Raw genomic sequence first — 14786 nt, 5'->3', positions numbered from 1 at the left:
GTTCACAGATGGGTAATGCATTGTTCGTCGTCTGGCGCGAGAGCGTCGAAGCCATGTTGGTCGTCGGCATTCTCTACGCCTGGTTGAAGCAGAACGCCGCTCCCGGCGGCCTGCGCGCGCTGTGGCTTGGCGTCGGCAGCGGTATCGGGCTGGCGCTGCTGCTCGGCTGGGCGATGCTGACCGTGCAGGACGAGCTCTCGGGCGAAGCGCTGGAGTGGTTCCAGACGGCGATCCTCTTCGTCGCCGCCGGCCTGATCACGCAGATGGTGCTGTGGATGGCCAAGCATGGCCGGCACCTCAAGGGCCAGCTCGAAGCCGGGCTGGCCAGCGCCACCGAACGCGGCAGCTGGATCGGCATCGCCGTGATCAGTGCGCTGGCGATCGCCCGCGAAGGTGCCGAGACGGTGATCTTCCTCTACGGCCTCGGCCTCGAGCAGGGCGACGGCTCGGCGCTGGCGATCGGCGCCGCCGCCGGTTTCGTGCTGGCGCTGGCAACGGCGTGGGCGACAGCGCGCGGCCTGCGCTTCCTCGATCCGCGCCGCTTCTTCCAGATCAGCGGCGTGCTGCTGCTCGTCTTCGCCGCCGCGCTGCTGGTCGCCGGCGTCGAACGCCTGATCGGCATGGGCTGGCTGCCGCCGCTGGCCGAACCGCTGTGGGACAGCTCGGCACTGATCGACGACACCACCGCCGGCGGCTCGCTGCTCGCCAGCCTCGTCGGCTATCGCGCACAGCCCTCGCTGATGCTGCTGCTCGCCTACCTCGGCTACTGGGGAGCGGTGCTGACGCTGAAGGCGAGGCTGGCGCGATGAAGCCCTCGCTACTGCGCCGGGCAGGCGCGGACGCGGCACGTTCCGCGGAGCTCATTCCCCTGCGACGGGAGCCGCTGGCGACAGCGGCTCCCGCGTCGCTTGCAACTGCCGGCGCGACCGCCGCTGACAGCGCCGACTCCCGGGACACGAGCGGAGTCTGCTCGCAAACCATTCAACCACCTGCCCTGTCGGCCGCCCCGCCCTCCTTGTCGGCGACAAGATCCGCCGGAGCGAGCACCGGCTGGCGCGGAGCGATCGCCGCGATCGGCCTGGCGCTGGCGCGGCATCGCCGCGTCGTCATCGGCGTGCAGTGGTTCGTCGTCGTTTTCTACATGGCGCTGGTGATCATTCCGGTATTCCAGCCGCTGCCGCCGGAAGACGCGCATCTGTGGGACAACCTGCGCCTGTTCGCGCAGTTCCTGTTCTGGGGCGTGTGGTGGCCGGGGGTGATGATCGCCACGCTGACGCTCGGCCGCGTCTGGTGCGGCCTGTTCTGCCCCGAGGGCTCGCTCACCGAATGGGTCAGTCACCGCGGGCTGGGCAAGCCGGTGCCGCGCTGGCTGAAATGGGCCGGCTGGCCACTGGTCGCCTTCGTGTGCACCACCGTCTATGGCCAGTTGGTCAGCGTTTACGAATACCCGCAGGCGGCGCTGCTGGTGCTCGGCGGTTCGAGCGTCGCCGCCATCGCCGTCGGCCTGATCTACGGTCGCGGCAAGCGCATCTGGTGCCGCTACCTGTGCCCGGCCTCGGGCGTTTTCGCCATTCTCGCCAAGGTGGCGCCCTTGCATTACCGCGTCGACCGCGAGAAATGGGAAGAGGAGGAAGCCCGGCGAACGATCCCGATCCAGCCGGTCAATTGCGCGCCGCTGGTCGACATCCGGCGCATGAGCAGCGCCTCCGAATGCCACGCCTGCGGCCGCTGCGCCGGCCATCGCGATGCAGTGCAGCTGACGGCGCGCCTGCCCGGCGCCGAGATCGTCGATACCCGCGCGCGCGTCAGCACCGCCGAAGCGCTGACCCTGCTCTTCGGCATTCTCGGTCTGGCGACGGCGGCCTTCCAATGGACGGTCAGTCCGTGGTTCGTGCAGGCCAAGCTGGCTGCCGCCGACTGGCTGATCGAGCGCGACTCGTTCGCGCTGCTGCAGGACAACGCGCCGTGGTGGTTGCTCACGCATTACCCGGAAGCCAGCGACACCTTCACCTGGCTCGACGGCGGCGTAGTGCTCACCTACATCGTCGGCGGCGGTTTTGCGCTCGGTTGCGCACTGACGCTGGGACCGCTGCTGGCGGCGGCAATCCTGCGCGACGAGCGCCTGCGCTGGCAACGCCTCGCCATGGCGCTGGCGCCGCTCGGCGGTATCAGCGTCTTCCTCGGCCTGTCGATGATGACGCTGACGCACCTGAAAGCCGAACACCTGCCGCTCGGCTGGGTGGCCGACGTGCGTATCGCGCTGCTGGCGCTCGGCGCCGGCGGCGCGCTGTGGCTCGCGCTAGGCCTCGTCCGGCAGGCCGACGCCAGCCTGCCGCGGCGGCTGGCCGCCCTCGCCTGCCTGAGCCTGCCGGTGGCGATCATGGTCAAGGTCTGGCATCAAGTGTTTTTCGTCTGGTAGCTTGCGCCGCACGCGGGCGCCGCCGCGCGGCCCGCCAGATTTCACGTACTCCTGAACAAGCTCTGAGGCTAGCTTTTGCTGGCCTCGCTGACTCCCACGCATCGTTTCCATCAAAGCGCAATCGCTCCTGCCGGTTCGACTGCCGACTTTTGCGGCGACAGCGAAGATACCCGATTGCGTCCCTGCTGCTTGGCCGCATACATCGCTGCATCCGCCTGGCGCTGGATTTCCTGCATGCTCTGCCCGCGGTCGCGGCACTCCGCCACGCCGATACTGGCGCTTATCCGCAGCGGCCCGCTTTCGATCACTGGCATGAGTTGCTCGATGCCCCGCCTGATCGTCTCGGCAAGCTGCAGCGCCCCGGGCAAATCCGTATCCGGCAGAAAGATCGAGAATTCCTCACCGCCGACCCGGCCCAGGGCATCGCTGGTGCGTATGGAAGTGCGCAGGGCACCGGCCACCGCCTTGAGCACCGCATCGCCCGCCGCATGACCATGCATGTCGTTGACCGACTTGAAGTGGTCCAGGTCGACAAACAGCACCGAGAAAGGCGTACCGTGCCGACGCCCTAACAAAATCATGTGCTCGCAGGCAGAGTAATAGGCACGGGCGTTCATCACGCCGGTCAGGGTGTCGTGGGTCGCCATATGGTGCAGCTTCTCGTGAGACGCGCGCATCCGCGCGAAGTAGGAAAGAGAGCGATTCCCGTAGATGTGGAAGAAAACCCCCTGATACACGAGTGCGACGATCAGTGTCGCCAGTCCATTGGGTGAATAGGGTGCTGACAGAGAGGCGTTGCCGAAAGCGAGGCCGACGACGCTCAGGGTGGTGATCGCTGCCCCTGCCCGCTGGCCGAGCAGAATGTAGACGCCGGGAATGTTTGTGAAGAACCAGAGTACGCGCAGCTCATCTTGCGGCACGAAGGCAAGTGCCGAGACGTACTCCAGCAGACAGGCGCATTCATAGCTCCAGGCAATCCAGAGGAAACGCTCCTTGTGCCCACGCAGCAGCCCCCAGAGGATCAAGGCTGCCGCCGTGAATGCGCTCATCGAATAGAGATGGGGGCTCCCGCTCAGGGGATTGATCCTGCTGAACTCCCCCAGCAGGAACAAGGCGGTGAACAGCGCACCCGAGACCAGGACTATCGCCAGCAGCTTGAACTGGAACGCCTGGTACTCTTCACTTTCGTGAAACTCGGCGCGGCCAAACAGCAAACATGCGAACGGCGATGCCGGCATGACAATCCGATCCGGTGGCAAATGGCGATCCGCCTATTTAATCCCCTGCCTGCTGCAAACTCAAGGAGCCAAGGCGGGAACAGAACTGAGGTAGCTTGCAAAAGCTGGAGTCCAACGTTTCGTAGAATGTAAGAAACGGAACCGATGCCGAAAGGGGTTTACACGCCGGAATTTCGGGCGAATGCGGTGAAACGGTCGGGCAAGGGCAGCGCGTAGCGACGGAGACGGAAATCGGGCAGGCTCGTTTGCGCAAGGAATTGGCGGAAATGAAACGGAAGCGTGAGCTGCTAAAGAAAGTGCAGCGTATTTTGCGAAGGAGTCGCGGTGAAATACGCCCGAATTGAAGAATTGCGACAGCAGCACCCGGTAGGCGCGATGTGCTGCCGCTAGCGCCCAATCTTCTGGATCGGCAGTTCGCCGTAGCGGCGCCGAATCGCGCCTGGGTGACCGATATTACCTACGCCGCCACGGACGAAGGCTGGCTCTATCTTGCCGGCATCAAGGACTTGGCTATCGCGCACCCGCCGCTTTCAGCCCGCAGTACTATGGAAAACAGATGGCCGCATAAGCCGTTGCACTCGGCGATTGACGACCTACCTCACGCCAGCAGGCGCGTGAAACCAGGCACTTCCAAAACATCGATGTGCTTTCCAGCAGAGCGATGTTTATTCCAGATTATCGCTAGAGTTCACAACACCACGCCGGCCGCATCCGCCTGCTTGTCCGCCCAGTAGCTGGAACGGATCAGCGGGCCGCAGGCAGCGGCGGTGAAACCCAGCTTCAGCGCGGCGCGCTGGTAATCGACGAAGACTTCGGGATGGACGTAGCGCGTCACCGGCAGGTGGTGCGCCGAGGGCGCCAGGTACTGGCCGATGGTGAGCATTTCGGTATCGTGCCGGCGCAGGTCGGCGAGTACCTCGAGGATTTCCTCGTCGGTTTCGCCCAGACCAACCATCAGCCCGGACTTGGTCGCAACCGTCGGGCAGCGCGCCTTGAACGCCTTGAGCAGCGCCAGCGAGTGCGCGTAGTCGGCGCCGGGGCGCGCCTGCTTGTAGAGCCGCGGAACGGTTTCGAGGTTGTGGTTGAGCACGTCGGGCGGATCGGCGCAGAGCACGTCGAGCGCGACGTCCATACGGCCGCGGAAATCGGGAACCAGCGTTTCGATCACCGTTGATGGCGACGCGGCGCGGATGGCGCGGATCACTTCGACGAAGTGCGCGGCGCCGCCGTCGCGCAGGTCGTCGCGGTCGACGCTGGTGATGACGACGTAGCGCAGCTTCAGCGCGGCGACGCTGGCGGCGATCTTCGCCGGCTCGGCGGGGTCGGGCGGCAGCGGCTTGCCGTGGCCGACGTCGCAGAACGGGCAGCGGCGCGTGCACAGGTCGCCGAGGATCATGAAGGTGGCGGTGCCACGACCGAAGCATTCGCCGATGTTCGGGCACGAGGCTTCCTCGCAGACGGTATGCAGATGCTGCTCGCGCAGCAGGCGCTTGATCTCGGCGAAGCGCCCGGCATCGGAACCGCCGACCTTGACGCGAATCCACGACGGCTTGCGCAGCGGCTCGGCGGCGACGACCTTGATCGGAATGCGCGCTGTCTTCGCCTCGCCCTTCTGCTTTTCGCCGGCGACCAGCCGCGCGCGGCCGGATGCCTGCTCGGCGGCGCCAACGTTACTCGCCTCGGGCGGCAGGGCGGCGGACGACTGCCCGGCCGGGTTCAGGGTTTCGCTCACGGGTGCTGACATGCTTGCTCTTCCTTTCCTGCCGCCGCGGCGCCGGGTGGCGCGTCGGCAGCGTGCTGCTTCAGTTGTTCGGCCAGATGGCGCAGCAGCGCCGCGCCGGCGGCCGGCGGCGTCAGCGCCAGGGCAAGATCGCGCGTCTGCGTCACCGCCAGTCCGGCGTAGCCACAGGGATTGATCGCGGCGAACGGCGAAAGATCCATATCGACGTTGAGCGAGACGCCGTGATAGCTGCGCCCGTTGCGGATGCGCAGGCCAAGCGCGGCGATTTTCGCCGGTCGCGCTTCTATGGACGCTTCTCCGGACATTTCGCCGGGCGCTGCCTTGCCGGCCAGCGCTGCAGCAGAGCGGTTGCCGACGTAAACGCCCGGCGCGCCGTCGATGCGCCCGGCGGCGACGCCGTGCGCGGCGAGCAGATCGATCACCGCCTGTTCGATGCGCGACACCAGTTCGCGCACTTTCAGCCGGCGGCGGCTGAGGTCGACGAGCACATAGACGACGACCTGTCCGGGACCGTGGTAGGTGATCTGGCCACCGCGGTCGATGGCAACGAGCGGCACGCCGATGTCGGCGAGCAGGTGTTCGCGCCGCCCGGCCTGACCGAGCGTGAACACCGGCGGGTGCTCGCACAGCCAGAGTTCGTCAGGCGTGCTCTCGTCGCGCGCGGCGGTGAAGTCGACCATCGCCCGCCAGGTCGGCTCGTAGTCGACGCGGCCCAGATCGCGCAGGACGAGGGGGTTTGATCCACTCACCGGAAGTGCTCGGCAGCAGCGTCGGCAGAACGCGGATCAGCGAAGGCCGCGGACAGCAAGCGCCAACCGGAACGATTCCGGGCGAAGCAGCCTGCGCGCGCTCACAGCACCACCTTGACCAGCGGATGCGCGCTCAGCTCGCGATACAGCGCGTCGAGCTGCGGCCGCGATACGGCGGTGATCGTGCATGTCAGGCTGACGTACTTGCCGCCGCTGGAGGCGCGCATTTCCATGCTGGCGCCGTCGAAGCCCGGATCGTGGCGGACGACGACGGTGAACACCTCCTGCGCCAGCGCCGCGTCGGCACGGCCCATGATCTTCAGCGGAAAGGCGCAGGGGAAGTTGAACAGCGCATCTGCACTGTCGCCCTTGCCGGCAGGAGCGCCCGGTGGCGCGGAAACAGGTTCAGTCATCGGCTTTCCTCATTACCTCGTCGCGAAAGGCGGCATACCACGCGTACATCTGCGCCGCCGCCGGCCCCGGCCGGCCACTGCCGACCGGCTGCCCGTCGAGCGTGACGATCGGCAATACCTCCTTGGTCGACGACGTCATCCACAGTTCATCGGCGCTGCGTACTTCGCTCTCGGCAATGTCGCGCACCTGATACGGCATGCCGTGGCGCGCGGCGAGTTCGAGTACCACGTCGTAGGTGACGCCCGGCAGCATGCGCCAGTCTTTCGGCGGTGCCAGCAGCACACCGTCGTGGACGACGAAGATGTTCGACGCGGCGCCCTCGCTGAGCAACCCGTCGCGCAGCAGGATCGTTTCGACGCAGCCGGCGTCGACCGCCTGCTGCCGCGCCAGCACGTTGGCCAGCAGCGAAATCACCTTCAGGTCGCAGCGTTTCCAGCGTGGGTCGGGAACGCTGATCGCGCTGATGCCGGCAGCACGCACGACCTCGCCCGGCGTCACCAGCGGCGACGAAAAAGCGAAGACGGTCGGCGGTACACCACGCGGAAAAGCGTGGTCGCGCTTGCTGTCGGCGCCGCGCGTCACCTGCAGCAGCACCGACTGGTCGTCGCTCTCGGCCTCGGCCACCAGCCGCGCCAGCACAGCGCGCCAGCCCTCGGGCGACAGCGGATTGGCGAGGCGGATGCCGTCGAGCGTGTTCTGCAGGCGCGCCAGATGTTCGTCGAGGCGGAACGGCCGGCGCGAATAGACCGGGATCACCTCGTAGACGCCGTCGCCGAAGAGGAAACCGCGGTCGAGCGGCGAAATCTTCGCCTCGGCCAGCGGCAGGAACTCTCCGTTCAGATAGACCGTCATCGCCAACCCCGGAAACTCAAGCCAATCAGTTTCGAATCAGTTGAACCACAAGCGAACCGTATCGACCATCCGGCCCAAAGCGCCAGCGGTCGGTACTGCGCTCAGCGCCGGCACCGGGTATTCGCCCCAGGGTTTGCCGTCGACGCTGACGCGCAGCTTGCCGACGATCTGCCCGGCCGACACCGGCGCCAGCAGCGGTTGCTGCGAAACCAGCTCGGCCTTGACGCGGCCGGCGTAGCCCTTCGGCACGGCGACGATGAAATCGTTCGCGAAGCCCGCGGCGACGGTGGCTTCGCTGCCCTTCCATACCTTCAGCCGGGATACCGGCTGGTTTTTCGCGTAGAGCTGCACGGCATCGAAATACTGGAAGCCGAAGTTGAGCAGCTTGAGCGACTCCTGCGCACGCATCGCGTCGGACTCGGTGCCGAGAACAACCGAGAGCAGACGGCGTGGACCGCGCTTGGCCGAGGCGATCAGGCAATAGCCGGCGGCGTCGGTATGACCGGTCTTCATGCCGTCGACGCCCGGGTCCATCCACAGCAGGCGGTTGCGGTTGGGCTGCGTGATGTTGTTGTAGCGGAATTCCTTGATCGAGTAGTAGCGCGCGTAGTCGTCGGGGAAGTCGCGGATCAGCGCCATGGCCAGCGTCGCCAGATCGCGCGCCGTCGTGTAATGCTGCGGGTCAGGCAGGCCGGTGGCGTTGCGGAAGCTGGTTGCCTTCATGCCGAGGCGCTGCGCTTCGCGGTTCATCATCTGCGCGAACTGCTCCTCGCTGCTGCCGATCGCCTCGGCCAGCGCGGTGGTCGCGTCATTGCCCGACTGCACGATCATTCCCTTGATCAGGTCTTCGACGGCAACCGGCTTGCCGACCTGGATGAACATGCGCGAACCCGGCGCGCGCCAGGCTTTTTCGGAAACGATCAGCGACTGGTCGCGCTTGAGCACGCCCTGTTTGAGCGCGGCAAAAGTGAGATAAGCGGTCATCAGCTTGGTCAGCGATGCCGGTTCTAGACGCTCGTCGGCGGCCTGCGCCGCCAGCGTCTGCCCGGAACCCGCTTCGATCAGCAACCAGGACTTGGCGGCCAGCGCCGGTGCCGGCGGCTGTTGCTGGGCCGAGGCAAAGATGGGAGTGGCGGCCAGCAGCACGACGCTGAGAAGGCCGGTGAAAAAACGACTAAATCGGGACATGAAAATTTCCGGGAAAGACGGTTTGCCGCGGACTACCGCGAAGCCTGCGCCGCCTCGCGGCAGGCGGCGTCCATGCGTGCCAGCGCGGCGTCGAGCGTCGCGCGCGGGCAGCCGTAATTGAGGCGCACCCAGCCGGGCAGGCCGAAATCGGCGCCGTTGTTGAGGCCGACGCCGGCCGCTTCGAAGAATGCCGCCGGATTGGCAACATTCAACGCGCGCGCGTCGATCCAGGCGAGGTAGCCGGCTTCGATATGCGTCATCGACACGCCGGGCATCGCCGCCACCGCCGCCTCGACGCGGTCGCGGTTGCCGCGCAGATAGTCGATCAGCGCCAGCCGCCAGTCTTCGCAATCGTTCAGCGCCGCCGCGCAGGCGGCGTAGCCGAGCACATTCACGTGCGGCACGATGCCGTTCATCACGCCGCTGAAGCGACGGCGCAGTTCGGGATCGGAAATGACCGCCCAGGCGCAGCCGAGGCCGGGGATGTTGTAGGTTTTCGACGGCGCCATCAGCGTGATGCTGCGCGCCGCGGCGTCTTCGTCGATGCAGGCGAAGGGCTGGTGGCGGCGCTGCGTGTCGAGGATCAGGTCGCAGTGGATTTCGTCGGAACAGACGATCAGGTCGTGGCAGCGGCAGAAATCGGCGAGCTGCGCGAGTTCGTCCTCGTCCCAGGCGCGGCCAACCGGGTTGTGCGGGTGACAGAGCAGCAGCAGCGCCGGTGCCTTGTCGCCAGCGCAGGCGGCGGCAAGCGCCGGAAAATCGAACTGCCAGCGGCCATTCACCTCGATCAGCGGCACCGTCGTCAGCGCCCGGCCGGAGAGCTTGGGCGCCGAGAGGAAAGGCGGATAGACCGGCGTCGCCGTCAGCACGCCACCGTCGACGGCGCGACAGGCGACGTTGAGGCCGGTGACCAGACCCGGCAGCCAGACGATCCATTCCGGATCGACCTGCCAGCCGTATTGACGCTCGAGATGGCCGACGACGGCGGCGACCACGTCCGGCGTCGGCACCGCGTAGCCGAGGATGCCGTGCTCGACGCGCTCGCGCACCGCCGCGAGCACTGCCGGCGGCGTCGCGAAATCCATGTCGGCCACCCACAGCGGCAGAACATCGCGGCCAGCGTAGCGGTTCCACTTGAGCGAATCGCCGTCGCGGCGTTCGATGATGCGGTCGAAATCGAAAGAACTCGTGGCTTTCGCCGCGCCGCTACCAAGCGGACTGGCAGTCAGCGGCGTCGAAGCCGCCGCCCTTGCGGAATTGGTTTCGTTCATCGCCATTTCGCTTCAGCCGAGGAAAAGCCGGTAGGCGGGGTTTTCCGTCTCGTTCCAGTGCGCGTAGCCGAGGCCCTTGAGGAAAGCCTGGAACTCGCCCATCTCGGCCGGCGGCACCTGCATGCCGACCAGCACGCGGCCGTAGTCGGCGCCGTGGTTGCGATAATGGAACAGGCTGATGTTCCAGCCGGCGCTCATCTGGTTGAGGAAATTCATCAGCGCGCCCGGGCGCTCGGGGAATTCGAAGCGATAGACGAGCTCGTTGTCGATCTGCGGCGCGTGCCCGCCGACCATGTGGCGCACATGCAGCTTGGCCATTTCGTCGTCGGTCAGGTCGAGCGTGGCGTAGCCGTGCTTGCTCAGCTGTTCGACCAGCTTGAGCGACTCGGCGCGCGAAGCGACCTGCATGCCGACATAGACGTGCGCTGCACGCGCGTCGTTGTAGCGGTAGTTGAATTCGGTGATGTTGCGCTTGCCGATCAGCGACAGGAACTTCTTGTAGCTGCCGGGCTTCTCGGGCAGCGTCACGGCCAGAACGGCCTCGCGCTGCTCGCCGATTTCGGCGCGCTCGGCGACGAAGCGCAGGCGGTCGAAGTTGGTGTTGGCGCCGGAGGCAATGGCGACCAGCGTCTTGTCCTTGAGCTTGTGGCGCTTGGCGTATTCCTTGGCGCCGGCGATCGCCAGTGCGCCCGAAGGTTCGAGGATCGAGCGCGTGTCCTCGAACACGTCCTTGATCGCAGCGCAGATGGCGTCGGTATCGACGCGCACGACCTCGTCGATCACCTCGCGGCAGATGCGGAAGGTCTCCTCGCCGACCAGCTTGACCGCCGTGCCGTCGGCGAACAGGCCAACCTGTTCGAGACGCACGCGCTTGCCGGCAGCGAGCGATTGCGCCATGGCGTCGGCGTCGAAGGTTTCGACGCCGATGACGCGAACGTCCGGGCGCACGCGCTTGATGTAGGCGCCGACCCCCGCGGCCAGACCGCCGCCACCGATGGCGACGAACACGGCGTGGATCGGCTTGGCGTGCTGACGCAGGATTTCCATGCCGATGGTGCCCTGACCGGCGATCACGTCGGGATCGTCGAAGGGGTGCACGAAGGTCAGCTTTTCCTTCTTTTCCAGTTCGACCGCATGCGCGCAGGCCTCGTCGAAGGAATCGCCGACCAGGACGACCTCGCCGCCGCGGCTGCGCACCGCGTCGACCTTGATCGCCGGCGTCGTCGTCGGCATGACGATCACCGCGCGACAGCCGATCTTCGCCGCCGACAGCGCGACGCCTTGCGCGTGGTTGCCGGCCGAGGCGCAGATGACGCCGCGCTTGAGCTTTTCGGGCGAGAGTCTGGCGATCTTGTTGTAGGCACCGCGCAGCTTGAAGGAGAACACCGGCTGCATGTCCTCGCGCTTGATCAGGATGCGGTTGCCGACACGTGCGGAAAGGCTGCTTGCCAGGTCCAGCGGCGTTTCGATGGCGACGTCGTAAACCTGCGCGTTGAGGATTTTTTCCAGATAATCCGGGTGCATTGGGCGCTTCTTCGAATCAACAGAAGGGAATTCTAGCACCTTGGACTGGTTCAACCTTTCCGCCGACGCCAGCCTTGGCGGCCTTTTCCTCGCCAGTTTCCTCGGCGCAACCCTGCTGCCGGGCGGTTCCGAGGCCGTACTGTTCGCGCTGCTGCGCGCCTATCCCGAGCAGTTGTCGAGCGCCTTGCTGCTGGCAACGCTCGGCAACACGCTCGGCGGCATGGTCTCGTGGGCCTGCGGCCGCTGGCTGCCGAAATGGCAGCGTCTGGAAGCGCTGCCGCAGCTCGAACGCGTGCGGCGCTGGGGCGCGCCGATATTGCTGCTCGCCTGGGCGCCGCTCGTCGGTGACGCGCTGTGCGTTACGGCCGGCTGGCTGCGGCTGCACTGGCTGCCGTGCGTGGTATTCATGGCCGTCGGCAAGGGCGCACGTTACTGGGTGGTGGCGCAGGGGGCACTACTTTCCGCCTAGAACGACGCGCCCCCACAAAAAACGGCGGGGTTCGCCCCCCGCCGCCCTTGGCTGGCGCCGCCCGCCCTTAACCGGCGGAGAACTTGGCGCTGTGCTCCAGACCGGCCTTGATGAGGTCGGCCGAGGCGTCGTGATAGTTTTCGAGCAGGATGGTCTGATCGAGCCCCGCCGTATTGGTTACGTGAATGCTCGTATTCGCCCCGGCAACGGTGACCTGGAGCTGCGTTCCCGGACCGCTCAGCAGATCGCCGATATCGAGCGTATCGCCAGCGACGAAGTCCTTGACGACGTCCGACGACACGGCGCTGCCGGAGCCGAAATCGGCAAGGCTCCACTTGAACACGTCGGCGCCGGTCCCGCCCGTAAGTACGTCGTTGCCGGCGCCGCCGCGCAGCACGTCGTTGCCCGCGCCACCGTTGAGCGTGTCGTTGCCGATACCGCCGATCAGCACATCGTTGCCGGCACCGCCGGTGAAGGCGTTGTCGCCATCATCGCCGACGAAAAGCGTGCCGTGAATCGACGCGGCGACCACGGGCGCGCTGCCCACGTCGGCGGTCACGAACTGGAAGGCGTAGCTGATGTCGAGAGCCTGATGATCAATGGCGGGATCGCCGTCGCCGTCGACGATGGTCGCCGTCGCTGTGAGCGAGACCGAACCCGACTTGAGAATCGTCAGTGCCGACGCCGAACTGTCGATGTCGAGGCTCTGCGTCAACGTCACCGTGCCGTCGGTGGCGACGTGAATGCGCAGCACCTCAGCACCGCCGGCGCCGCCGACGCGCCCGACTACGTCGCCGTTGGCGTCCTGGAAGAGCAGCACGCTCGCCCCGCCGACATCAAGCCCGGAATCGGTGCCGGCGACCGTCGCCAGGGCGTACGTCGTCGTCAGGCTGCCCTGGCCGTCAGCGCCGGTCTTGCCCATGGAGGAGAACAAGCCAGCGAACGACGCGGCGGCGGAATCGGTCCGGCCGCCGCCGACGTCGATGTTTTCGGTCACCAGCGAAGGCAGGTTGCTGGTGAAGCTGACGTTGATGTTGATGTCGTCGAAGTCCTGCCAGTCGGGAACGATCGTGTCTTCCCAGTTCTGGTTGCCATCGACCGTCAGATTGTCCTTCACATGATTCGTGCCGTCGGCATTGAGACGGCCATCATCGAACAGGATGTTGGTCGAGAACGGCACGCCGTTGAACGAATCGTGGGTATGACCCACCAGCAGCTGGTCGCCCAGCTTGGCCTGCCACTGCCCGGGCGACACCTCGACGAAAGTGACCGCATCGCCCGATTTGAGTGAGGAATTCAAGGATGCGCCATCCGGGATGATGAAGAAGCCGATCTGGTCCGGGCTATAGGGAATCTCGAGACTCGTCCCGACCGAGGTCTTGACGTCGGCCCAGATGATCACGCCTTCCTTCGGCGTGCCGTCGGCGTTCTTCACGTAATAGCCGTAGCTGTTGTGGAAGTTGGCTTGGGCGCCGGGGATATTCTCCACCGTCAGCGTGTAGGTGACCTTGCCCGAGATATCGATGCTCGGCGCGTCGTCGACGATGGAGATGGTCACGGTGTTCGTCACCGTGTTGCCGTTAGCGTCCTTCGCCGTGTAGGTGAAGCTGTCCTTCTCCGGCTGTCCGGTAATGTCCGTCGTGCTCTTCGTCAGCGTGTAGCTGTACTTGCCCGTCGCACCGTCGACACTCCAGCTGCCGTGCGCCGTCGTGCCGCTGCTGCTTTGAATGGTATAGCCCGGTTGGTCGGGCAGATCGCCAGTGATCTTTTCGCTGTCGCCCGACGCCGCCGTTCCCGGCGCCTGACCGACTCCGCCGTCGAGGCCTGCTTCCGACACCGTGCCCTCGGTCGCCACCGGCGCAACCGAGGCGTCCTTGACGTTGATCGTCAGCGTCGTCGACTTGAGGTCGCCGTCACCGTCCTTGACGGTGTAGACAAAAACGTCCTGCGCGTCCGCGCTGACCGCGTTGGCGTTCGACTGATAGCTGTAGCTGCCGTCGGCGTTGAGGGTCAGCGTGCCGTACTGGCCGACGATCGCCTGGCCGACGGTCGTGGCGTTGTCGGTGTCAACGGCGGTGTTGTTGCCCTTGGCCACACCCACCACCGCGCCGCTCGCCGCCCAGCCGTCGGCGCCCGAGGCGTCGTTCGCCAGCACGCCGTTCGTCGCCGTGACTTCCAGTTTTGCGCCTTCGCCGACGCTGCCGCTGTCGGCCGCCACCTCCGGCGTGTCGTCATCGATCAGCACGCTGACGCTGCCCGGCTTCGTGTCGCCTGTCGCATCCTTGACCTGGAAGCCGAGGCTGACGAAGAGGTCGTTCTCCTGACCGCCGGCCGCATGGTCAACCGGGCGGAACAGGGTCACCGTATAGGCGCCGGTCGCCGGATCGGTGATCTCGGCTTCGAACACCGTGACACGGAAGTTGCCCCCTTCTCCTTTGGCCAAGTAGTACGCGGTGAGCGTCTGGCCATCAGCGCTGATCGCCGTCGACAGGCTATGGCCCTGAGAGGTCAGCGCCCCGGACAGGCCCGTCCACACCAGCGCGCCGGTCGCTGCGGCGCCGTCGCCACCAAACGAGAAGGGCAGCGTACCCGATGTCGAGGCACCGACGTTGATGAGATCGCCAACGCCTCCAGGGTTTCCTCCCTTGAGCCCGTCCTCGTTGACCGCAATGGTCGTTTCTCCGGCTTCCGGCTGGTAATTCATCGGTGTTTGCGTCGGCGCCGCGGCGCCGCCGCCGATCTGTAGCGGTTCGCCCGGCGGGTTGACCGGGAAGTCATACGCGGCAAGCGGTATGGCTTCGACGATGCGCACCAGGTCCACGAAGGTCTGACCTGCCCGGGGATTTTCGGACCATCCGAAACTTGAGAGGATGGCTTCCTTGAAGAGAGGAAGTCATGAGGAAGAGTCGATTCAGCGAAGC

The 14786-nt window shown here is 66.1% G+C and carries 12 protein-coding genes and 1 pseudogene; 4 read left to right on the top strand and 9 right to left on the bottom strand.

Annotated elements, in window-relative coordinates:
* The first annotated feature begins 8 nt into the window (after positions 1–8).
* Together GGD90_RS14640 and GGD90_RS14635 are read left to right on the top strand one after the other, a co-directional pair.
* Positions 9–809 carry an FTR1 family iron permease gene (locus GGD90_RS14640; RefSeq protein ID WP_153114813.1) on the top strand — a complete coding sequence of 267 codons (801 nt, stop codon included), beginning with the start codon at positions 9–11 and terminating at the stop codon, positions 807–809.
* 206 nt (positions 810–1015) lie between these two features.
* The gene (locus tag GGD90_RS14635; protein WP_228273594.1) at positions 1016–2419 is read left to right on the top strand and encodes a 4Fe-4S binding protein; all 1404 of its coding nucleotides are present in this window, start codon (positions 1016–1018) and stop codon (positions 2417–2419) included.
* A 110-nt stretch (positions 2420–2529) separates the two neighbouring features.
* Here GGD90_RS14635 and GGD90_RS14630 read toward each other — a convergent pair whose 3' ends face one another.
* Positions 2530–3657, bottom strand: coding sequence for a GGDEF domain-containing protein (locus tag GGD90_RS14630; RefSeq protein WP_153114814.1), 1128 nt, complete (start codon positions 3655–3657; stop codon positions 2530–2532).
* A gap of 380 nt (positions 3658–4037) precedes the next feature.
* Here GGD90_RS14630 and GGD90_RS18105 point away from each other — a divergent pair.
* Positions 4038–4166 (top strand): annotated as a pseudogene (locus GGD90_RS18105) (IS3 family transposase); the annotation flags it as partial.
* A 179-nt stretch (positions 4167–4345) separates the two neighbouring features.
* Here the strand turns inward: GGD90_RS18105 and lipA are convergent.
* From lipA to ilvA, 7 genes are all read right to left on the bottom strand, one after another.
* Positions 4346–5401, bottom strand: a complete 1056-nt coding sequence (lipA, locus tag GGD90_RS14620; RefSeq protein WP_153114815.1) for a lipoyl synthase — start codon at positions 5399–5401, stop codon at positions 4346–4348.
* The gene (lipB, locus tag GGD90_RS14615; protein ID WP_153114851.1) at positions 5386–6078 is read right to left on the bottom strand and encodes a lipoyl(octanoyl) transferase LipB; all 693 of its coding nucleotides are present in this window, start codon (positions 6076–6078) and stop codon (positions 5386–5388) included. The genes lipA and lipB overlap by 16 nt, the downstream gene beginning before the upstream one ends.
* Before the next feature lie 170 nt (positions 6079–6248).
* Positions 6249–6560 (bottom strand): YbeD family protein, encoded by a 312-nt coding sequence (locus tag GGD90_RS14610; RefSeq protein ID WP_153114816.1) that lies wholly within the window; start codon positions 6558–6560, stop codon positions 6249–6251.
* On the bottom strand, positions 6553–7413 hold the full coding sequence (locus GGD90_RS14605) for a D-amino acid aminotransferase (protein WP_153114817.1): 861 nt from the start codon (positions 7411–7413) through the stop codon (positions 6553–6555). The genes GGD90_RS14610 and GGD90_RS14605 overlap by 8 nt, the downstream gene beginning before the upstream one ends.
* A gap of 36 nt (positions 7414–7449) precedes the next feature.
* On the bottom strand, positions 7450–8601 hold the full coding sequence (locus GGD90_RS14600; RefSeq protein WP_153114818.1) for a D-alanyl-D-alanine carboxypeptidase family protein: 1152 nt from the start codon (positions 8599–8601) through the stop codon (positions 7450–7452).
* Positions 8602–8633: 32 nt separating this feature from the next.
* On the bottom strand, positions 8634–9872 hold the full coding sequence (locus tag GGD90_RS14595; protein ID WP_153114819.1) for a MalY/PatB family protein: 1239 nt from the start codon (positions 9870–9872) through the stop codon (positions 8634–8636).
* Positions 9873–9884: 12 nt separating this feature from the next.
* Positions 9885–11435, bottom strand: a complete 1551-nt coding sequence (ilvA, locus tag GGD90_RS14590; RefSeq protein ID WP_228273597.1) for a threonine ammonia-lyase, biosynthetic — start codon at positions 11433–11435, stop codon at positions 9885–9887.
* Position 11436: 1 nt separating this feature from the next.
* On the opposite strand from ilvA, the gene GGD90_RS14585 reads away from it, so the two are divergent.
* Entirely contained in the window at positions 11437–11865 is a 429-nt protein-coding gene (locus GGD90_RS14585; protein ID WP_153114821.1) for a YqaA family protein, read from the top strand.
* A 67-nt stretch (positions 11866–11932) separates the two neighbouring features.
* Here the strand turns inward: GGD90_RS14585 and GGD90_RS14580 are convergent, their stop codons facing one another.
* On the bottom strand, positions 11933–14686 hold the full coding sequence (locus GGD90_RS14580) for an Ig-like domain-containing protein (RefSeq protein WP_153114822.1): 2754 nt from the start codon (positions 14684–14686) through the stop codon (positions 11933–11935).
* Positions 14687–14786: the final 100 nt, after the last annotated feature.

This window comes from Rhodocyclus tenuis (assembly GCF_014197755.1).
GTDB lineage: Bacteria > Pseudomonadota > Gammaproteobacteria > Burkholderiales > Rhodocyclaceae > Rhodocyclus > Rhodocyclus tenuis.
Note: the sequence above shows the minus strand (reverse complement) of the source record. Positions and strands in the feature narration are given on the sequence as shown.